Here is a 21,300-nt window from a genome sequence, read left to right on the forward strand (position 1 = left end):
TTCTGAGGAGCCACCACCACCGCCAAGCGCTGCGCACCCAGCTGGGCCGCTTCCTCCGCGATCAGCTCAATACCGGGAGTATCCACCACCGGCAAAAGCTCCTTCGGCACCGTCTTCGTCGCCGGCAAAAAACGAGTACCCATACCCGCCGCCGGCACGACAACCGTCTTCACCGCACCATGGGAAGGCACGGATGATACTTCGTTAGAATTCCGCACAAATATCGAATCTCCGTTTCAAGGGTGTACAGCGTCTGTGCGGTTGCACTGGTCGCAGAGATGCACCTAAGAAAATCTAAATCCCGAACTCCGATCGCTGTAGCAAAAACCATCAAATACGCCTTTTTCTGGATGGTCCAGGCCAATACGCTGATCACCGCACCAGCTATGGGAGGTTGAGGTTAAAGATGGCGCAATTCGATTGCCCATCCCCTTTTCCGCTCTTTATTCCTTGATCATAGCCACTTCCACTAATTCAAATAACAGGCTCGCACCACGCAGGCTTCACCTCTGCTGTTCGAAGAAGGGAGAAAGCTCTTCAAGGATTGCCTCCCAGCCATTCTTCAACCTATCAAATGCACTATCGAACGATTCAAGGACTTTTACTGGTGCAGAAATGGCTTCCACACTTTCAACAAGAGGGACCGGCTGTTTTTCTCCATGTCGCCAACGGATTCGGATACCGTCAAAGTGTCCGGCAAACACTTCGTTCTCGGATTCAGCTTCCTGATCAACACCCTGGATTCTGTGAACGAGCAGCTGCGCATTTTCAGGCAAGCGCGTTGGTGAGTAGATAAATTTACTTGCCAACCAAGCACCCCGAGTCTCACCTAAAGAAAAGCTCTCGTGCACCCTCATCTCGTTGTTCTTCTGACAACGGTTGGCGTGTTGTCTAATAGGCTGACGCTTAAAGAAGAGCGCAGGTTTCGTCGATTCACCCAACATCGTTGAAAGCTGCTCGCCGGCTGGGACAATCGGAAGCTCATCTACATCAATTATGCAAACTGTACGAGCGTCACCCGCAAAAGACCTTCGACAATGCTCCCATGATATATGCTGCCCGAAATCGGAATCCCAAACATTGTTTGGACCCCCTGTGACTCCGTAAGGCGTGTCCCACTTAACAACCAAGTGGTTCTTAATACCGGGAATTCGAGAGAGCACTTGATCGACTAACTCGGCGGAATAGAGTTCACTGCAATTATCGTATACAACAATCGAGTCAACACCATTAATCTGCGCATTGAAATATGCCCAATAAGCAATCCATTCAAGTCTGTTGTCTTGTTGTTGAGTTACAAGTACATTTGCGTCTTTAAAGTTCGAGGTTGGAGCGGTATCTACATCGATTTTCCACCCCCCGAGTGCACTATCAATTTCAAGAACACCGGTGTCATGCATCACGGGGAAGGACGCTCTTGACATTCGGTTAAGGTTTTCGAACAAAACTTCCTCGGTTACGTCCGACCAGTTCCATTTGATTTCCGCAGCTCGCATTTCGCGTTCAAGGTTCAAAAACGGAGGCCCGATCATCCACAATCGTCCATCCTGAATGAAAACGTCGGAAAACAAAGTTTCGAAGTCGAATCGATCTAGATAGTTCTCTTGTCTATCAGAGGGTTTCCTTGGCGGTACTCGCTTGAAGTTTCCATTCTTTGGCAATTTCACACGTGTAGGAACGTAAATCAATGTAGCTTCCTTCCTTCGCTAGTACACGACACCAGATACGTCACGATGGTAGCGGCAACTGTGCTACTAATGCTCCTGATATGCGGTGATGATTCGGGGCAAAAAGCCCTAATGCATACGCGCCTCCAAAAACCTCAAGGTTCTCCAGCATAGTAAACGTTTTTCGGTCGCAAATCTTCCGGCGAAACGACGTCACTGTCTGCACTCGATCCATTCTTGCCTAATTATCCGCACTGCAACGCCGCCCGCATCTTCTCGTCAACGATCGATTGCGAATTTCCAAGTTTCACTACGGATCGTGCCACTGAAACCGCATCGTCGTATTCGGCGGGTGTAGAGAGCGCTCTCAAATCTTCGGACACGTCTGAGGGGGTGAATCGGAACAGGCCGTGGTCCCCTAAGTTGCTCCAAATCCCGGCGCGCAGGTTTTGCTTGGTCTGAATTCCAACGGTCGCACGAGCACCTGTCCCTAAGCACAACGAGCCAGACGCTAGGGCACGCATGCCTGCCATGCCCGCGGCCACAGATAGGTATGCACGATTCATCATCTTCGGAACTTCACTTGGCTCTACCCAGCCATGCATTACATGCGAAACATTCGGAATTGAGAGGCTCAGTCGCTCGTAGCGCGTATTGAAGTAGTCGCGGAGCGGCCCGTCTCCGCACACGTCAATGATCCATGTGATGTCGGGATACAGATCCGTAAGCGCCCGTACAGCTTCTTCAACTGAATCAATCTGCGGGACCTTATCCTTCGAAAGTCGAGACGCTGTCACGATATGCCCGACTCCGTTCTCGAGCTTTTCGTCATGGCTGAGCAGAGGAAGCTCAAACACTTCATCTGGTGCAGCATTAGGAAGGCTCGTGACCTTCCATGGCGCTACCCTGCCGAATGTTTGCGTAAAGTGCACGAGTGATGGGCTCGCAGCAACAAACGCGTCCACTTGGTCTGACCACTCGTACATATAGTCGTGATATGCGCCGTGCACCATCACGATATGTTCTTTTTGCGCGATTGAGTTCGCAACTAGCCCGAATTGTCTACCAGCTGGCGCGTGCGAAAAGATAAGGTCGAAGTCGGCCTTCTCACCGATTTCGCGGGCAATCGGCTCCCAACCTCGATGCCAGTTCACAACGCGAAACTTGGCTCCCGTTGCTTCGGCTCGCTCTTTGAATACGACGCCACTTCCAATAAAGGTGACTTCGTGCCCATCTCTAATTAACGCCGAAGCCGCATCCACAGTCCATTCGTGCACGCCGCCCCACTCGGCAACGGTTCGAACTGGCATGAGTATCTTACGCTTCGCCATACTTCAGCATCCCTTCCATCGCGCTCTTTTCAACAATGCGAGTTCTCACGCCGATAGCCGCGCAAATTTCTATAAGATCTGCGCATTCCTCTCTAGAAAGAGCCCCAACATTTTCGACAATGAGCATCGTAGACTTCCAATCACCGGCGAGTAGAAGGCCGGTGGCAACCAACGCCGTAGTCGTGTTAATACCGGTTTGGTCGACGAACATCATGTAATTCGACGCAAATTCAACTCTGTCAAGCGAGAACAGTTTTCCCGTCCAGCGTGAGCTATCCCGGCATTGGATAAGCACGTTCCGTCCCTTGCCATCGGGTTGAACTGGAAACGCGCTGTCTCTGTGGTCCGCCAGCAAAAGCTGGGTGTGATTGTCGTGTGTGCTTTCGGCCAGCGGGTCGACAACGAGGTGCGGCGAATACTCTCCGCGCTGGCGCCGGAGTGTCCGATCAAGCTGCAGGCTAGCGCTTGGCGCATTGATCAGCCCACTTCCATCATTGACCTCGAATAATAAAAGCGCTGCCGTTAACGCTTTGAGCGGGTCTACATCAATGAGTGTGAGGTCAACATGAAACTCGCGCGGAAAGCTGATGACGTCAGTCACTCCGTCACTAATCTGCGTGAGCGAAAACTTGCCACTGTCTCGATTCTCAAACGCAAAATGCATTCTTACACACCCGCCAATCCAGAGTCGTCGATAGAATCACGGACCACCGCGTCACCAATCTCCTGACCGATCTCCGCAAAAACCGCGGCGGGATCTTCATTCATCAAAAATACCCCGGCGGATGAATCAAGTTCCGACAGCCTATTCAGGGCTTGTATCGAAGCACGCGAAGATTCAAAGCCCAAGAGGTACGCGCTTACCGACACTCCCAATTCAGCAGATGCGACAATTCGCCTTAGGACCGTAGGTTCGCTTGCTGCAAGATGGCTTTCAAAGAGCGGGCCCGCGTCATTCGAGGTAGCAACTACGAAATGGGTCCGTCTGTTCTGCTTTGAGATTTGATCGGCGACGTCGCGCAGACGCGTCAACATGAGATGCTGAACTCGTTGCCCAATCTCAAGTTCGAGGATTTTTTCATCCTCAACGACATGCTCATGATCTTCAAACCCTGCACGAGGTCCACTGCTTCGCACCTCGAAATTTGTGACTCCTGCTTCCCGCAACGCGACCAAATCCGCCTGACGCACATCTTTGATAGTGCCTTCCTCAAAGATGAGGCGTCCGCTCAGCAGGTCGCGGTCCGTCACGATGGAGGAAACACGCTCCGGCATGTCTGCCGCTCGAGACTTTGTCACGGAATTGCCCTTAAAGACCAACTCTCGGCGAACCAAATGGTCTGGGAGGTAGCCAGCAAATTCTTGATTGAGGGCACCGGCTCCCTTCACCTTGGGGTATGCAGAAGCTGAGCCTTTCTCCGACATCTTTTCCAGACCCGATTTCACGGTAAGGAATCGGTTGGCCAGCTTAGATAGCGTGTGCCCGGCTTTTTGGTTATCTGTGTCCTGCGCAGTGATCTGCAAATCGTGCACTCGCCGCAGATACATAAATTGCTGCACGTGGTGCCACCGAACGCCCGCATTTGCCATACGGGCTGCAAGTTCGTGGTCAACAGACGAAGTCAAACGCTCGTCGTATTTGAATTGCTGCACCAATCGTGTAGGCACCGTCCTCGTACTGTGCCCAGGTCCAGAGCCGTTGAACGCGATCAGATTTGCGTCAAAGCCGACTCGAGTGAGGAAGCCCTTTAGCTCACCCGTTTCGTCATCGAAGTTGATCCAGCTTCCGTACGTCGCGTCAATTTGATCGCTCAGTGGCTTGATGCCTTCGAGCAGTCGATCCGGCAGCATGATGTCATCGTCGTCATGCACCGCAGTAAGCAGACACGTCGAGCGACTTGCCGCGGTGTTACGCGCCGCCGCGACCCCTTTACTCTCCGAGTGCGCATAGAAACTGATTCGAGGATCGTTGAGCGCTTCAATTGCCCTCCGGGTGCTTTCCTGGTCTGCGGAACCATCATCGACCACGATGATTTCAAATTCCTGGAAGCTCTGGTAGCGAACCGAATTTATGCTTTCGATCAGCATGCTGCCTCGGTCTTTTGAAGCAATAGCGACTGAGACGAGAGGCTCTCGCAGGTCCGGGTCGACAGACCATGCGCTCAAATTCCTATACAAAGTGTGCGTGGCAATGGCGGCTTTTTTAAAGTCCGCTTCCAATCCCGTGTCACTATAAAATTCGGTTTGCCCGATGAGAGCGTTGTACCCTGCCAACTTCTGATCGACCGGCAAACTAGCGCGACGCTGCCGCAGCAAGAGATCGTAGCCGAGTGCACCGAAGACGTCATCACTTTCGTCGTACCCACGCATCTCAAGAAAGTGCTTCTTTGAGATCAGGAACGCCAGACCAAGTTCTTCGTCAGGGACGGGTACTTCAAAAACCGATGCCTCCCCGTCTGCGACACCAGCGACACCATCCGAAATGGTTCGCTGAATTTGCCGAATAGAACGGGCATCATCCAGCTCATGCCAAGCTCGTTGCTCGTCCGCTCGGAACGCTAACCAAAACGGCTTTTCAAGCAGCAAGAGGGTATCCGTTTTCGCAGATGCGGCTGCCTGATTCAGCAGTTGAGCGGCATTGTCTGCTTCACTAGCCATGCCGACCTCGAAAAAGTCGTCTGCAAGCGAAAGCATTCTTGAATACTCCGGGGCCGACTCATTATTTACGACGATCCGGCACTCAGAAACAGACTCAATCGAGCGGAGATGCTCGATGTATGGGCTCCACAGGCGCTGATCAGCCGGGAGTGTCTGCAAGATCACTGAAACGCTCATTTCGCCCAAATCCTTCCAGTCCAGATGAAATTCGTATCTGCGTCTGCTGCCACTGCCCAAAGATGAGCCTTTACTGCGTTGGCCTCATTTCTATCTCTCACCAACCACGGACGAACGTCTACGTGAACCGACTGAGCCGGTTTACGCAGTCGGACCGGCTTCACAACACATTCCCCAAGGGCCACGCTTGAGGAAAGAAGGTAACGAAAATTAGCCCCGAGTCTCCTTGAGAAGGTGGCATCTAAGTCGCTATCGCTCAGCGGGTTGCCGGCATGATCAAAAAAGCGGAAAGTAGCCACAAAATCTTTATATTTAAATGATGCCGGTGAATTTAAGACAAGTCGGAATTCTGTAAATTCGCTCGGGAAACTAACCCTCGGTGAACAGCCTGACAAAATTCGATATCCTTCTAATCAACTCTTTGCTCACGGTTGCGAGCACCACGCTCACCACGCTGATGTCTCAACTTTACAGATATTCTATAACACCATTCAGGCGTTTTTAAACGTGGATCAGTTAGAACGAGTTTTGTTTAGCGCCCCATCCACGGGCTCAATTGCGCTTCGCAGTACGGACGATGGTTATCGCCCTGTTTACCTGGCACATTCACAAATGGAGCGCGGCGCGCAGAAATCCAGATAGCTACTGAACGACATTCCGCCGACGACTTTCTCCGCATCATGAATTCACATTCTATCGTCAAGTCGCGAGGACAACTACGCATTTCTTATATGCGGCTTGCCTTTTAAGGGGAGTGGAGAGGAAAGCGTTCTCCAATCTTATAACATTCCGCAGGCCAAAGAATACAGGCCGTTCAAAATGGCTTCGCTCAAATGCGGACTGTGCTAAGAGAACTTTCCGCCTCCTAGCATCACTTCGTACTCTGCCACTATGACCGGCGCATACTACTAAAACGCACAAAGCTAAATCGCTCCCACCGCACCAGAAGTACCCTGGTGCAGCCGAGGGCGAAAGGCATCTACTAATTAGCGATGATTCGATAGTCTAATTGTTTGTGCTTTTCTTCCCCGTTGAAATTCATCGCGGAAAGGATGCGAATGTTCCACGTTCCTGGATTAAACCTGCCAACTAACTTAAAACTCCCGTTGTTTTCGTCTGTTGGGACTTCCTGTACCTTACGATAAATCCCCGACTTGCCCGTTACGCTTAATGAAACCCTGGCACCCACGTTGCTAGTACCAGTAAATGTAACCCTGCCTGCACGGACTTTGGTACCGTTCAGAGGCTTGAGCATGTATAGGAATGGCTCAGTTGGGTCAAATATCTTCGAATTGGTCTTAATAATCTCGCGCTTGAGGCGTTGCATCTCCGCCTTGAGACCATCCAAGTGCCAACGCTCGCCCTGAGCACGTCGCCAGGTCAAACCCACAGTTTTCGGCAATGATTTTTGCTTCTCAACCCAAGCCTCAAGTGGTGCTTCCCGGAGCCCGAACCTTTCAACGTCCTGTAAATCGAGCTCGCGCCATTGCTCCACGCGTGAAACTCTCTTCTCATAGGAACCGTCACCCTGCTTGTGGTAAGTGTAGAGAAATTGTCCGGCCTTCGATGCCACGTTCAACGACCGGTACCCGAGCGCTTCAGCGGTCTGCAACCACTTGACGTGATTTTGGAACATGATCCGGTTCAGCTCCGCCTTTGTACCATAAAAGACAGTGTTACACGGGTGCGATGGGTAGGACAGTTCACCAATCTTCTTTTCGGGCGCGTTAAACGCAAATCCACGAGAGAGGGAAATAACAGCGGGTTTATCTGGTTCTTCGAGCGCGAGGGACATCGCATTCTCAAAGAAATCGAGGCCAACCGCATCATCGTCGTCAATCCTCATCGCAAGGCAGCGTTGATCCGGAGCTGCGACCGATTTTACCGCATTGAACACGCCTTCACGCACGAACGCAGGGTTCTCAACAAAACTAAATCGTACAAAGCTACATCCAGACTCCTGCACAAGCTTCTGGAGCTCAGTGTAAACATTGTTGGGTACGGCAGAATCCAGGAGGATGTACCACGTAAAATCCAGGTCTCCAAAGCGTGTAAGACTCGGAAACGTAATTGCTTTCAAGAGTTCAAGCCTGGATTCCCACCACTTTTGGTCGTAGATGCCGATGCCACAGCGTGTGACCGCAACGATCGGTACCGAATTCAAAGCCATAAATTTCCTCTTCATTGTTTATCACGCGTTGTATAAGGCAAATGGGAAACCGATAGGCCATCAGGATTCCACCGTACTGACTCTAACGAAGCGGTGATGAGTGCGGACTTTTCACGCTTTGCCCTCCCCTATTTTCGGGGAAGACTATTCCACTTCATTCCAAAGGCCCACTGCTCTGATGACGAACGATCTTTCCGGTAGATGCGACCTGACATAGTGATATATTCGACGTACTGACGCTAGCGTCTAACAGTTAATCAAACTAGCAAACGGGGCTACCTTGACTACACCACGTGAAGAACCAGCGGTTTTAGCTATAGCCGAAAGGGCCAATATTAAAATTGGCGAGTTAGCAAAGGAGCTTAGCGATGCTTACGCTCTTTTGACCACCGAACTCGACCGCGATGGGAAGCTTCTTACCGGTATCGAGAAAAGGGATAACGCGATCGCAAAGCACAAAACCCGAATCAAAGAACTGGAATCGAAGGTTCTCAGGCTCGAGGCACAAATCGAAAAGCTTGAATCCACCAAGGCCATTCGCTACCAAAAGAAGTATTGGTCGATCCGCAACAAGATCTCAGGAAAGTAGAATGCGTAAATCTGCAATTACTAACCGCCGTAAGCAACTTAAGCAGCTGAAGGCTGACGCTGCTGACGGAAAAGCACGTGCGGACCACATTGTCGAGCTCACATCAAATGATCTCTACAAACAGTACTTGCTTGGCCAAATTAAGCTTCTCGAGCCGATTCGTTCACGCGAGGACTACATCGCACAGTATGAACAGTTCCGAGACACACCCAAGGCCCAAGTCCAGCAGCTGCTAGAAGAATCAAAGAAGCTCCCACGAAGCAACGGCCAAAAGTGGAACAAGCGTCGCAACGCCAAAATCGGCATAGTAGCGGATGAATTTCTCTTCAATTCATTGGAATCTGCTGCTGATTTCATACCGCTGACCCCCGATAATTTCAAGTCCGAAATTCCTAAATTGGACTTAGTGCTTATCGTCTCTGCATGGAGGGGTCTGGACGGTGAATGGCTGGGACTCGCGCAGCAGTCCTGGGAAACTCGTCGAATTGCCGAGGAGGAACTCATCCCCTTCGCAAAGCAGCATGATCTCCCCGTCATCTTCTACTCGAAGGAAGACCCGCCCAACTACGCAAATTTCTTGGGCCTTGCTCGGCTCGCAGACTTTGTATTCACGTCTGCAGAGGAAATGATTCCGAAATACAAGAACGACCTCGGTGACGACGCAAAGGTGTCCGCCATCAGATTCGGGGTGAATTACCAGTACCACAACCCCCTCGGATCCGCGCGCCACACTGGCAGGGAAATTTTGTTCGCCGGCTCCTGGCTAAGACATAAATACTCTCAGCGCCGAGCGGCCGCCGAAAAGATTTTTGACGGCGTCGTCGCTTCGGAAGAGCAGTTCGTAATCCTCGACCGAAATTTGGAGCTTGACCCAGAGGCCTTCAGCAATTTGGAGCGGTACAATTTTCCTGACCGCTTCGTGCCCCATCTTCACGCGCCTCTCGATCACCGGGAGCTCCAAGAGATCCAAAGGCTCCTGCCGCTAGCCATAAACCTCAACTCTGTGGTTGCAAGTCAGACTATGTTCGCCAACCGAGTCGTCGAACTTCAGGCGATGGGAACTTTGCTTCTCTCCAACTACAGCGCCGGGGTAAACACGCTCTACCCCAATGTCACGATGCTTGACTCAAAGGTCGACACCGAGCAGTTCTTACGCACCTTGTCCGATGACTACATCAAGTACTGCCAAGTCGAGGGAATTCGCTCTGTATTTTTGGGCGACACAGCATTCGAACGCGTAGATACAATTTTGGACGCTGCTGGTATTGAGTCTCCGGCAGACAGCCACCACGTATACGTAGTCGCAAACACTCGCGAATCATTTGAAGAATTTGAGCGTTCGCAAGCGACTGATGTTCCACTCACTTTTGTCCCTTCCGACGAGGCGGATTCACTACGCGGAACTGCGGATGGCGATCTGGTCATTTTCCCAGAACGGATCCGTCTCGATAGCCCCGACATCGTCAGCGACGCAATATGCGCATACCGTTATTCTGCTCCATCCAGGTTGTACATCGATGGATTTGACTCTGATCTCCCCGCCTACGAGTGGTTTGATTCCGAGGATCAACCGCCACACGCACTATGGCTCGACCACGGAACCACTCCAGCCGATGCCGGAACACTTTCATTGCGAATCCGGACAAGTGGACGCACCAAGTCGGACCAGATCCCGGCAGCGGAAAATCCTGACATCTCCGTCATCGTGCCCGTTTACAATAACGGGAAGCACCTCCTGCACAAGTGCATGCAGTCCCTCAGGCGAAGCTCTATCTATCCCAAGTCGGAGATCCTTCTCGTAGACGACGGGTCTACAGATGTGAAGACAAAGGCAATTTTACGGCTGCTCGACTCGGTTCATGGAAATGTTAAAGTCTTCAGTTTCCCTGAAGGAGGTTCTGGAAGCGCTTCCCGCCCTCGGAACAAAGGATTAGAACTCACCCGGACGCCTTGGGTGACATATCTTGATCCTGATAATGAACAAGTAAACGACGCATATTCCACACTTCTCGGAATGATCGAAGGCGACGAAGACGCAAACTTTGCAATCGGAAACATGGTTCGCTTCAAAGACAAGCGAAGCACGTTTAACAACGCGCGTTTTTTGAAAAATGCAATCGCAAAAACTGGGCAGCTTAACGGTAAGAACAATGAGCTACTCAAGGAGCTCAACTTCAAACCAATGAGTATTCAGGCCCTCGTGGCGGATACCGACTGGCTGCGTTCTCTTGGAATCGAGCAGCCGCTTGGCGCCGTCGGCCAGGACTCTTACTTCTTCCAGCAGATGTTGTACTACGCGGACAAGATCCTCATCTCCAAGTTGCCCGCGCATATCTACTACGCCGATGTCGCAAATTCGACTGTAAATTCCATCTCGCCGAACTACTACCGTAAGTATTTGCCGCTCGAAAAATCTCGTGCAGCTTGGCTCAGGGAAGTCGGCTTACTTGAAAGCTACCAGGCGACGAGATTCAATCAATTCCTAGAGCACTGGTACGTCAAGAAGCTCGAGAATGTTGCGCCCGTTGATTTGGACGAATGCTTGACCTTAATCCGAGAGATTATTGAGATTTATGGGATGAGCGAGACTACGGACCATGAAACGGCACGGATTATGCAGGTGGCAGAGGATCTTCGCCGTGAGTGACGGCGAGCAACGCTAGCGCTCACGTTGGACACCATTTTCGCGGGAAGAAGCAACATTGCCGAGATTTTTTAGGAACGTCGATGAGTTCGATCTCAATGAAATCGACACTGATACACGTACTGATTTTCTTCTGGTCGAGCCCTCCCCCGTCGCTTTTCGGTGGATCCCGAAGGGGAGTGGACGTACCGTCGTCTGGCTGGTAGATCATCCTGAAGCCACCAACCTGCCAGCTGCACTTCAATCGAACAAGATTGATGCAAATGTACTTCTCTGTGACATTACTTCTCCGTTTAGTGAAGTAGCGTCTAACGTCATTAACCATTCTGAGTTTCTAGATACATGCTTCCACATCATCTTTCGCATTTGTGGGTCAAAACGGTGCATTGTAGTCGCTGAAGGCGATATAGCCTTGAGTGCTATAGCTGTAGGAAGAGCGCTTCCAAAAGCGACTACGGTACTGTTTTCCCCAAGCCCAGAAAGCTTTCCCCCTTCTGGAGAGCTCGTAAGTAGCCGACATCGCGACGTCGATAGTCCTCCCAGAATTCTTTCCATATGGGATGCTCACTCGCACCACGACTCCCAATCGGAGCGCTTCATCGAGTCCTTACCGCTCAACATCGACGAGCATTCTGTGGCTTTAGAACGCGCTGGCAGGATCACCATGGCTACCCAACTGGAGATCGTCGGAGCCGCTATCAAATTTCCCGAGTGGAACGATCTTCGTTCTGCGGTAAATGATTACGCCTATTCGTTCGGTTCAGGACTTCAGCCGAATGATAAAGAATTCCCCATTCAAACCCTTGAACTCGATCTTCTTGGGAGCAGCTACGCTTTTGAGGTTTTTCTAGTTTCCGATGTCGATCTATATGCAAAAGATCTTGCAGTAGTTGTCGATTTTGAAGGTTGGTCCAACCCACCTCTAGGCCAGTTCAAGCCCTCCCTCCACTGGTCCCGGGGGCTGGGTAAGCACTTCTACTATTTGGGGGATACTCCAGCGAACGAACAACAAGAAATACTCTCGTTCTCCGGAAAGGCCTCGTGTGACCGAATCGCCGTTTCCGTCTTGAGATGGGACATCGATGCGTCGAAATCTTGCAGTTTAGATCTCGAGTTCAAACTCACCACGGCGAACTAATGCTGTTTTGAGTCAAGCAGCTTTAGCGCCATCGCATACACCTTCTTTTGCTTTCGGTCCTCAAAAGGCAGGCTAAGCATCGCTTCAAAAATTCTTCTGCTGTTGAAAGGGAGCGCGACGTCGATAGCTAGCTCATACTCTGAGTAACCGCCGGCTGCCCAACCGCTCAAGCGACTTTCCCAGTAGAATAGATCATAAAAGTCCAGGTCGGAGCAACCCACTTTATCCAGTTCGGTATATGCAATATATCGGTCGAACTCTTGGATGAGCGACGCGTTTGTAGACATCTTAGACTGCGTGTACTTTTCGGCCAGTGTGCTTCCGCTCAAGTCCGCGTCGCGCTGACGATAAAATGCCGTTCCGATTTCAGGACCGATACCCAAAAATAGGACTCCGTCGCTCCTGAGCTCATTGGCAAATAGGCAAGCCAGAGCAGGGAACCTTGACCATCCTCGAAACGATTCGCGATACGCGTCAAGAAATCCTCGCTCGTTCGACGCAGGAACCAAATCTAGAATCTGGTGTGGGAGCCCAAGTGCTAATGCGCGCTTATTGGCACCCAACAAGTCTAAATGTGAATGGCTGGGGTTCGTTTTGAACTTATGATAGGTGATCGCAATGGTTCGCGCGGCTTTAAAGTCCCGTAACGCAGACCTCAGCATGACGTACGAGTCTGCTCCCGCTGTAAGCGCCAGATACGGTTCACCTCCCCGGCTCAGCGCGGCTCTCGTCATCACCGAGGATTCATTGATCATGACGCGCGCTGCCTCGCGCGGCGTCAACTTGGGTAGCCGATGACCTGGTGCAGGATAGAAGCGGCGATGGGTAGCCCTACCATCGAAAAACTCAAGGCAGCAGTTGGCGAACACCATATTGATCGCATCATGTGGGCAAACAGTTCCCGGCAGCCACTTTCCGGCTGGGCTATCGTAGTCTGGGTGGGTCAAAAACCATCGTGCTCTTTCGCTCGATACGTCGCCCGCCGCTGTTGCAACAAGTGTGGCGTGCGAACCTACTACAAGCGTCCCGTCCTTCGAATACCAAAATGCGGATCGACTTGCCGTCGCATCCACATGCACGCGAGCATCTGATTTACGAGCCGCGAATACAACGTACCTTCCGCCCTGCCAGCACACTTCGTCATCAATCGCCGAGAGATCACGCCCCTCGAGCATCCTCAGCAGCCTCTTGTCAAGGGAACCCTGAGCATTGTCGCCTGAGCTGCTGACCGGTTCCCCCACGACTAATACCGCCGAGTCATCCTTCACTGAATACCGGTGTGGAAGCAGTGGATCGATGAAAGCCTTCCAGTTCCCCATTTCTACAAACTGCCAACCATCCGGGGCATCGACCTCTAGGTCACATGAACAAATAAGATAGCCGCGAGAAAAAGCTTGAACTTTATTGCGTTCAGCAGCCGCCCTTTCAAGCGGTGAGACAAAGGCCTGGCGTGTCCGCTTGCCGCCTTTCGCAAGCAGCTTTCGACTCAATGCAGCAGCCTTTCTTGCTGCAGCTGGGATAGAAGCTGCTTTTCTTACGTTTTCTCTCACGGTAACTTCCCTTTTCATCTAACCGCGGGTTAACATCGAAACAACCACGTTGTTAATTTGTGTATACAACCCCTTTTCATAGTGAAAGGGAGCACTTCCCCATTTGTGGTCCGGATCTGCGATTGTGTCGTGAACGCGGAGCACCTTGAACCCGAGGGCCTCGAGACGCTGATAGTAGCGCTTGTAAAGATCATTAAAGTCTGCAGCTGATAAACCGGCTGTTCGTCCTGTGCTCTTACCGTTGAGGTCCTTTTCAGCCCAGTCTGGGGCTAAGACGAGAAATCGTTCTTGGAACCCAAGCTCTTGAACAATGTTGGAATACATTGCAGCGCTGCCCGCCCAACGGGCAAAATGCTCGTCGCTACCGAACGGTATGTGGCGAGCAGATTTGAAAAACTGCTGATGCTGATTCGCTTTCCTCAACTCAGCCGAGTTGGTGACCACACTGCCGTCACCAAATTCATACACACCGGAACGCTCCACTACAAGGTCCCACAAGACAATGTCGCAGTGTCGTATCCGACGAAGTTCGCCAATGAGATTTCCGCGTACATCAAACTCGGCCATCCGCCGTTGAAAATTACTAGGGATCTCAATCGCTGGGATATTTGCACCAGCATCGCTACCCGCAGACAATAGAGAGTGCCGAGCAATGTACCGGATGAGTCGATATGTCTCTGGCTCCGCGAACTCCACGCTGTCTCTGCTTACGCAGCCCCCGTGGATGAACACCCGAATCGGGTGGCCGACCTTATAGCTCGCTTCAGCAGAATCTTGCATGCTAAGCAGCATACCAAGAGGGGAATTCGGACTACCACAACCAAGGCAGAAGCACCAAGCTTATACACCCAAGCAGCGAGAAAGTAAGATGAACCGCGCAGTATAGAAAGAAGCGAGGTACACCGTGAGCAGACATCGTAAAGATGCGACGAACACTTACACTGTCCCTGTATCGCAAATCCGGCAAAAGGCGTCCGGGGGACTCGACCCGTACGCAACTGTGGTTTCACGCGCCAATCTGACGACGGTCGCCGCTCGCCCGCCGATCGTCCAGTACCTCGGGGAATTATGGGAGCGCCGACACTTCATTGTTTTCGATGCGCGCAGCAAAGCCTTCAAATCCTCCCGAAACATGATTCTCGGACGTGCATGGCTCATTATTCAGCCACTCCTCGACATCATGGTCTACGCGTTGATTTTCGGAATCGTTCTGAAAACGTCTCGAGGAATCGACAACTTCCTTGGCTATCTCACTATCGGCGTTGTATTCTTCAAATTTTTCTCTTCCGGTATCAGTTCTGGTAGCAACCTCATCCAATCCTCGAGGGGTTTGATTTCTTCCTTTTCATTTCCGAAGGCCGCGCTCCCGATCGCCACAACGATCCGGCAATTTATTGACAACCTTATTCCCGCGATCGTTGCAGTTATTCTGGCGTTCCTATTCCAGTTTCCATCGGGTCCGTCGTGGCACGTAGTCCTCATCGTGCCCCTGTATGTGCTCCTTCATCTCATGATCTTGGGGTGTGAGTTTATCGTTGCGCGAGCTACCGCCTTCATCCCAGATCTGAGGGCCATCGTCGGTGTACTCACACGCGCTTTGTTCTTCACCTCTGGAGTGTTCTTTTCTATTGACCGTTTCGATTCCAGTCCTACTGCAGCAGCCATCATGAACAACAACCCAGGATATATTTTCCTGCAGGCGTGCCGCGACGTCACGATTTACAACACGCTGCCGTCGCTAAGCATTTGGGTACACCTGCTTTGCTGGACTTTTGGACTCACTATTTTTGGATTCATCTATTTCTGGTTCGCGGAGGAAAGGTACGCAGGTGTCCAATAAAACCACCGTTGTAGCAAGAGGTCTTGGAAAGAGCTACTACATCGCGAAAAACGGCAACTACCAAAGCCTCTTTCGAAGCCGCATGCAGGAGGTAAAGGCGCTTCAGTCCGCCACGTTTGTTGCCGAATCGGGTGAATCTGTCGGCATTTTGGGAAAGAATGGCTCCGGGAAGTCAACGCTTATCCGCCTGATCGCAGGTACGGAATCTCCCTCACGCGGAGAAGTATTCGTAAAGGCTAAACCAACGCTGCTCGGCGTTTCTGCTGCGCTTCAGCGCGAAATGTCCGGCAGAGACAACGTACGTCTTGGACTGCTGGCCATGGGGCTATCGCCCGAAGAAGTCGCGGAGAAAAGTCCAGAAGTGATTGAATGGGCTGAGCTTACCGACGCAATCGACCGTCCGCTAAAGACATACTCCTCGGGCATGACTGCTCGACTGAAGTTTTCAATTGCGACTTCCGTAAAACGCGAGATTTTGTTGGTTGATGAGGCGCTATCTACGGGAGACAGCACCTTCACCGCAAAGGCGAAGGACCGAATGAAAGAGTTTCTCGACACCGCGGGCACTGTCTTTCTGGTCTCTCACGGTGCGACGACGATTCAAGAGCACTGTACGAGAGCCATCTGGCTTCATGAAGGAGAGATGATTGCTGACGGTCCCGCCGAGCAAATCACAAAGTCTTACCGCGTATGGGGCAATCGAAGGGCCACGGGCAAAGACGATGAAGCTGCGAAGATCATCGAGCAGATGAAAGGTCGGTTCCGCGAACCTACGATCGTTTTTGAGGATGAGCTGCCGCCGAAAATGTCTGGCTAGGCTAAGGCTTAGAATTCTACAGATCGCCGAAAGTCTTCAAACTGGACAACGGTCCCGTTGGCGAGAAATTCGAGGTCTCCGCTCTCCCACGTGTGCGAGTTCCCGTGACGCACCTGGACGAAATTGAATCGATCACTTGAATAAATCCGCTTTCCTGCTCGTACGAGACGGTTCAAGAAATCTGAATCCTCTCCCCTCGTTTTGGAAGCAAAGGGAAATTTCTCGAACGTCTCCCGAGGACCGAAGAGCGTGGGCCCCGCAACAAATTCAGTCCACCGGTGTTCTTTTTCCGGGCTCCTCAGTACTTTGGCCCCTGACTCCACGAGGTCAACGTACACCGCTTGCTTGCCAATGAGGTCGGCACCGGAAAATCGGTGTGCTTGTACCAAGTCGAAGAGGTAATGCTCACCGTAAAAGTCGTCGTCGTCCATTTTCGAAATGTACGGCGATGAAGAAATGGCTACGAGCTCATTTAGGCACTCCCCGAGCGTTAAAGATTCATTAGCTGAGCGCACCTTCAGCGCATCGATGTCGTGTTCAGAGGCAAGTTGATGAAGCTCGGCTTCACCGAGATCAAATCCGTGTTGCATCAGACATAGCTCAACTTCAACGCCGCTCTGCCGGCCCACCTGGTTGAATAGATGACCGAGCTGGTCAGGACGGTTCGTCGACGCAATGACAGAAACACGAGGAGGTTGTCGGAGTTCCGTCGATGTGCCTAAGGCAGCTTCCACGACACTAGCTGCACGATGCGCATACGTATGCTGGCCCCAAATTTTGCGCTGTCCGCGGTGGATTTGCCGGTCTCGGAGGAGCTTTGAATTAAGGACCGATCGAAGAAGGAGCTCCGCTTCGCGTTGTGCCTCCACGACAAACAGTTCATTTGGACCAAAAAAATGTCGAATCGCGGGACTCGAGGTGCTCACCACCAATGCCCCTGCCGCGGTTAATTCAAAGACACGGCGCGCACACATAGATTCGCTGTTCACGACCGAATTCACATTGAGGAAGACTTTGAACTTTCGATACGCTCGAAGCATCTTGTCGTAAGGTAACGAACCAACGACATAGCCGTCGAGCGGAGCTGGGAATTGGTACTTCTTCTCTCCACCCACATAGCGGGAGAAGATTACAAACTTATCTCGGTCATTTTTCGCTACATTCGCCGCTGCCCCCAGCAACAAATCCATCTGTTCGCGCCGCTCCGGGAACTTATGGGCAAAGTACATTCCCCCGAAAGCTATCTCGCCATCACGCACCGTTGAGCTCCGGCGGATTGGGTTATGCAGTGAAGCAGACGCTGCGAATGGTAGTAGGTGAACCGTCGTTGCGTTCGTCCGCTGCTTATAGTCCTCGATTCGTTCGGAGGCAGTGGTAAAGATATGGTCAAAAAGTGCGGCCGTGTCGATAAATTCTTCGAAGTGAGTCGGGTCTTCCTTGTTCCAAAATACTGTCGGGATCCCCTGGGCTTGAAACGCTGAGACGAGCGCAACCACATCTTTAGATGGCGCGGACTGGCCCGTTAGTTGATATTGCCACTCACCGTTGTTTCCGTTCCAGGCGGATTCGACAAATAGCAAGTCAAAGTGAGAAATGCTTTGAGCTCCTGCTGCAATCTGTTCCGCCGTCGCCTTGCTAATGAGCGTCAGGTCAAACTCCTCCGACCATACGGTTGCAGAAAACTCATCAAATATCCCTGCCACTTTTACGTTTGGAAATGATTTCTTCCGATATGTTGGCGGAAGCGGATCAAGAGCAATTTTGCTGCCACCTACCGCAGAATTGAGAAATTCTTTTCGCATGCTTCTGCTGATCTTCAGAACAGTATTCTTAAGACCTTTGTTCTGGAAGTTTTTCCGTGTTCTTTGGAAGTTAGCTGTGGTGAAGATCCGAGTCACTTTTCTATCCATCCTTGAGATATTCTTCTGCCGTCACTTTTCGCGCTTTAGCTCATTTGCGAATTGTTGCGTGCTCGAACTCCATGTTCTGCTTTTCAACCAACGCGAAAATTCCATAGAGCTAGGTGGCCCAGAATCGAGAGCGTTTGCAACCGCCCTTTCGAAGGATTCTAAGTCTTCAGGTGCATAGTAGTGTGCCCACCCGCCTGTTGCCTCTTCTACGGCAGGCAAGCGAGAGGCGACGACGGGTACACGTTGATTCAAGGCTTCCGTCGCTTTGATGGGGGTTACTCGCTTCGTTACATCGGTTGCCTTTCGCGTCAAGGCGAAGACGTCGAAACTCCGATACCAATTCTGGATTGAAGAGGGATCTTGTGTGCCTACGAATCGCACGCGAGACTCTACCCCTAGCTGGATTGCCCTGTTTTCCAGAGACCCCCGGGAAATTCCGTCGCCAACTACGACGACGAGACATCGGCTGTTGGATTTTGCAGCGTAGTCGATGAGGAGATCCACGCCCTCGTAGTCAACCAAGCTGCTCACGGTCCCGATTACGAAGTCGTAGTCATTGTCGATCCCCAAGTTCTTTCGTATCTCTACCTTGTCTGCCAGATCTTGGTCATCAGCTGCGTGTCCAATGGAATTTGGAATGGCGAACAGGTTCTCCGCCGCAATTCCGTCGCTAAGGAGACGCCGCTGTGCGATGCTGCTCAATACAATGCACAGTGCGGCTCGGGTCTCGGCCATTCGTTCCATTCTTGACGCGTAAACATAGTACGGGGCGGCCTTCTTCGTCGCGCTCTCTTTGGGATTCCATGAGCTTAACCAAGTGTTTTCACGTTCACCGCGAATCTCGTACCCCCAGGGAATTTGCAATTGGAAAGCGGCATGAGAAGCAACCACAGCGTTCTTGTAGTCCGTTGTTGTGAGAAGAAGTTGCGCGCCGTGCTTGCGTGCAGCCGAAACGAGCAGGTCGACTTCCTTCTCGGTTGCTCTACGAGCATTTCTCGGATAGAGCTTTGGGAGTAGGCGTCGATAGGCGACTCCCCCAGTGACGAAGCTTTCTTCAGAAAGGATTCCCTTCCCAATGATAAGTGGGTAGCCGAGCCGAGTGACTACCTCCACCGCTATTCCGTTTTCCGATAGACCTTTGGCCATGCCATGGGTTCGCACCGAATAGCCAGAAACGGTCTGCGGAAATGAATTGGTCACATAGTAAGAAATCCTCGTGACCCTGGAATCTTGCCAGCCACAACTCGGAATGATGTCGTGCGTGCTCCGATAGCGCTTTGGCTCCGATGCGCGGTTTAACCATGACGGAAAGTGCGCGATACGGGCTAGTGAAAACCGCTGAAAAATCTTCTTCAGGAATGCGGGAAGGTTTGTCGTCGATTCCACGAAAACTACAGATCCGAGGAGCAGGACTCTCTTTATCGGCTTGGACCAATTGCTACGTCTCATCGCTGGTGCGCTTCTTACTCACTGCGCTCAGCAGTTGAACCAACGCAGCCGGCGCGTCTTTTTCGCGTACACATGAGACCCACTGGCTCGCTCGCGTATTCATTTCGAGTCGCTCAGGCGAACGCGCGAGATCCTCCCAAAGTGCCGCCAATGCTTCTGGGTCCTCGGGAGGGACAACATCTCCTGCCTGCTGGTCTCGAATAAGCTGAGCTGCCTCGCCATCGATGACTCCCGAAATGTGAAGGCCAACTTCCATGAGCTCATAGGTCTTTGAAGGCACCGCTCTCTTCAGGCCGTCCCAGTCCGTGAGATGCACAAGAGCGGTGTCGGCCCACGCGTAATCGTCGTCAAGCGCATCAGCCGGCTTTCTGACGACAAACTCAGCATCGACGCCAAGCGAATCGGCGAGCTGTGAAACCGAATCCCGAGCTGCGCCTGCACCGATAAACCGAAGCCGAATGTCGATTCCATTGTCCTTCGCTATCGCTGCAGCCTTCACAGCGTTTTGCAGGTGCTGAGCTCGACCAAGGGTTCCCGCGTAAATGACTCGCAGTGTCCCGCTGTCACGGGGATCAGGGGTGGAACGGCGGAACCTAGTCTCAGGTGGGAAGACGTTGCGGATGGTCGTTATCCGCAGCGAGTCCTTGTTGACCCCGTACCGAGTACGAAGTTCCTCTTCGAGTGCACTCGACGTGACAATGATTCCATCCGCTTCTCGAAGCACCTTCCACAAAATGGCTTCCGTAAACCGAACGAGCAGCTGGAGTGGCCCCTTCGAGAGAATCTTTTCCCGCAGTGATCGGCGCCCAGTACTTTCGTTCCAAGAATCCGCTTCTGACAGGAGATCAGGCCATGCGTCACGTAAATCAATGACGTAGGGAATGCGCAAGGCAGAGGCAACGAGCGCAGTTACAGGAGCGACCGGCAATGCAGGAACCGTGCCGACAATGACGTCGGGAAGCTCACGGTGCCTATGCTTGAAACGGCGCAGCACCTCAAGGCCGATTCCTCCAGCAACCACCGCCTGGTTGACAGCACGCGACGTCAGCGAGTGACTCGACGGGAAATATGCACTGCGAAAAATAGTTTCGCCATTGGACCCAGTCTCAACGGCCGTTGCTTTCCTCATCCGGCTATTGCGCATCCATTCACGAAGGGATTCTTCGCGCATATAGTGCGACGGTGGAGCCACGACGTCAACGTCTACGTTTTCGCGGGCCAAGATTTCGGTGAACCAAGCCCAGCGCCTCTGCGGGACGCCGTTTTCAGGCCGCCAGTACTGCGAAAGAACGAGTATCTTCACCGATTCTACCTATTTATCAAAACCGCGAGCTTGGCGGATGGACAGCATTTCTCTATG

15 protein-coding genes and 1 pseudogene are annotated in these 21,300 nt (G+C 51.9%); 5 read left to right on the top strand and 11 right to left on the bottom strand.

What is annotated here, in order from left to right:
* From FPH17_RS11240 to FPH17_RS11265, 6 genes and pseudogenes are all read right to left on the bottom strand, one after another.
* A pseudogene (locus FPH17_RS11240) lies at window positions 1–143 on the bottom strand (UTP--glucose-1-phosphate uridylyltransferase); the annotation flags it as partial.
* A 360-nt stretch (window positions 144–503) separates the two neighbouring features.
* Window positions 504–1,688 (bottom strand): hypothetical protein, encoded by a 1,185-nt coding sequence (locus FPH17_RS11245; RefSeq protein WP_154880636.1) that lies wholly within the window; start codon window positions 1,686–1,688, stop codon window positions 504–506.
* 224 nt (window positions 1,689–1,912) lie between these two features.
* Window positions 1,913–2,998, bottom strand: coding sequence for a glycosyltransferase (locus tag FPH17_RS11250; RefSeq protein WP_154880638.1), 1,086 nt, complete (start codon window positions 2,996–2,998; stop codon window positions 1,913–1,915).
* Window positions 2,985–3,599 (bottom strand): hypothetical protein, encoded by a 615-nt coding sequence (locus FPH17_RS11255; RefSeq protein ID WP_154880640.1) that lies wholly within the window; start codon window positions 3,597–3,599, stop codon window positions 2,985–2,987. Before FPH17_RS11255 ends, FPH17_RS11250 begins: the two co-directional genes overlap by 14 nt.
* A 65-nt stretch (window positions 3,600–3,664) precedes the next feature.
* Window positions 3,665–5,833, bottom strand: coding sequence for a glycosyltransferase family 2 protein (locus FPH17_RS11260; RefSeq protein WP_154880642.1), 2,169 nt, complete (start codon window positions 5,831–5,833; stop codon window positions 3,665–3,667).
* A 982-nt stretch (window positions 5,834–6,815) separates the two neighbouring features.
* Window positions 6,816–8,003, bottom strand: a complete 1,188-nt coding sequence (locus FPH17_RS11265) for a glycosyltransferase (protein ID WP_167496826.1) — start codon at window positions 8,001–8,003, stop codon at window positions 6,816–6,818.
* A 280-nt stretch (window positions 8,004–8,283) separates the two neighbouring features.
* Here FPH17_RS11265 and FPH17_RS11970 point away from each other — a divergent pair, with 280 nt between their 5' ends.
* The 3 genes from FPH17_RS11970 to FPH17_RS11275 are packed head-to-tail and all read left to right on the top strand — an operon-like array spanning window position 8,284 to window position 12,374.
* A complete protein-coding gene (locus FPH17_RS11970) occupies window positions 8,284–8,592 on the top strand; it encodes a hypothetical protein (protein WP_167496827.1) in 309 nt (102 codons plus the stop codon).
* Window position 8,593: 1 nt separating this feature from the next.
* On the top strand, window positions 8,594–11,239 hold the full coding sequence (locus FPH17_RS11270) for a glycosyltransferase family 2 protein (RefSeq protein ID WP_167496828.1): 2,646 nt from the start codon (window positions 8,594–8,596) through the stop codon (window positions 11,237–11,239).
* Window positions 11,240–11,294: 55 nt separating this feature from the next.
* Complete coding sequence (locus FPH17_RS11275) at window positions 11,295–12,374, top strand: hypothetical protein (RefSeq protein WP_154880648.1); 1,080 nt, start codon at window positions 11,295–11,297, stop codon at window positions 12,372–12,374.
* On the opposite strand, the gene FPH17_RS11280 is transcribed toward FPH17_RS11275, so the two are convergent.
* A complete protein-coding gene (locus FPH17_RS11280) occupies window positions 12,371–13,924 on the bottom strand; it encodes a hypothetical protein (RefSeq protein ID WP_154880650.1) in 1,554 nt (517 codons plus the stop codon). The genes FPH17_RS11275 and FPH17_RS11280 overlap by 4 nt on opposite strands.
* A gap of 18 nt (window positions 13,925–13,942) precedes the next feature.
* Window positions 13,943–14,704, bottom strand: a complete 762-nt coding sequence (locus FPH17_RS11285) for a DUF6270 domain-containing protein (RefSeq protein ID WP_154880652.1) — start codon at window positions 14,702–14,704, stop codon at window positions 13,943–13,945.
* Between the two features lie 124 nt (window positions 14,705–14,828).
* Between FPH17_RS11285 and FPH17_RS11290 the strand changes: the two genes are divergently transcribed.
* A complete protein-coding gene (locus FPH17_RS11290; RefSeq protein WP_154880654.1) occupies window positions 14,829–15,764 on the top strand; it encodes an ABC transporter permease in 936 nt (311 codons plus the stop codon).
* Entirely contained in the window at window positions 15,754–16,581 is an 828-nt protein-coding gene (locus tag FPH17_RS11295; RefSeq protein WP_244288110.1) for an ABC transporter ATP-binding protein, read from the top strand. The genes FPH17_RS11290 and FPH17_RS11295 overlap by 11 nt, the downstream gene beginning before the upstream one ends.
* Window positions 16,582–16,589: 8 nt before the next feature.
* Here the strand turns inward: FPH17_RS11295 and FPH17_RS11300 are convergent, their stop codons facing one another.
* The 3 genes from FPH17_RS11300 to FPH17_RS11310 are packed head-to-tail and all read right to left on the bottom strand — an operon-like array spanning window position 16,590 to window position 21,243.
* Entirely contained in the window at window positions 16,590–18,479 is a 1,890-nt protein-coding gene (locus tag FPH17_RS11300) for a glycosyltransferase family protein (protein ID WP_244288111.1), read from the bottom strand.
* Window positions 18,480–18,512: 33 nt separating this feature from the next.
* Window positions 18,513–19,877, bottom strand: a complete 1,365-nt coding sequence (locus FPH17_RS11305) for a glycosyltransferase family 4 protein (protein WP_167496829.1) — start codon at window positions 19,875–19,877, stop codon at window positions 18,513–18,515.
* 52 nt (window positions 19,878–19,929) lie between these two features.
* Window positions 19,930–21,243, bottom strand: a complete 1,314-nt coding sequence (locus FPH17_RS11310; RefSeq protein ID WP_154880658.1) for a glycosyltransferase family 4 protein — start codon at window positions 21,241–21,243, stop codon at window positions 19,930–19,932.
* Between the last annotated feature and the right edge of the window lie 57 nt (window positions 21,244–21,300).

It is taken from the genome of Corynebacterium gottingense, from assembly GCF_007559235.1.
Classification (GTDB): Bacteria; Actinomycetota; Actinomycetes; order Mycobacteriales; family Mycobacteriaceae; genus Corynebacterium; species Corynebacterium gottingense.

Excerpts from the sequence above, each read along its gene's own strand:
- FPH17_RS11265 (WP_167496826.1), bottom strand. The coding sequence starts at position 8,003 with ATGGCTTTGAATTCGGTACCGATCGTTGCGGTCACACGCTGTGGCATC.
- FPH17_RS11285 (WP_154880652.1), bottom strand. The coding sequence starts at position 14,704 with ATGCAAGATTCTGCTGAAGCGAGCTATAAGGTCGGCCACCCGATTCGG.
- FPH17_RS11250 (WP_154880638.1), bottom strand. The coding sequence starts at position 2,998 with ATGGCGAAGCGTAAGATACTCATGCCAGTTCGAACCGTTGCCGAGTGG.
- FPH17_RS11270 (WP_167496828.1), top strand. The coding sequence starts at position 8,594 with ATGCGTAAATCTGCAATTACTAACCGCCGTAAGCAACTTAAGCAGCTG.
- FPH17_RS11260 (WP_154880642.1), bottom strand. The coding sequence starts at position 5,833 with ATGAGCGTTTCAGTGATCTTGCAGACACTCCCGGCTGATCAGCGCCTG.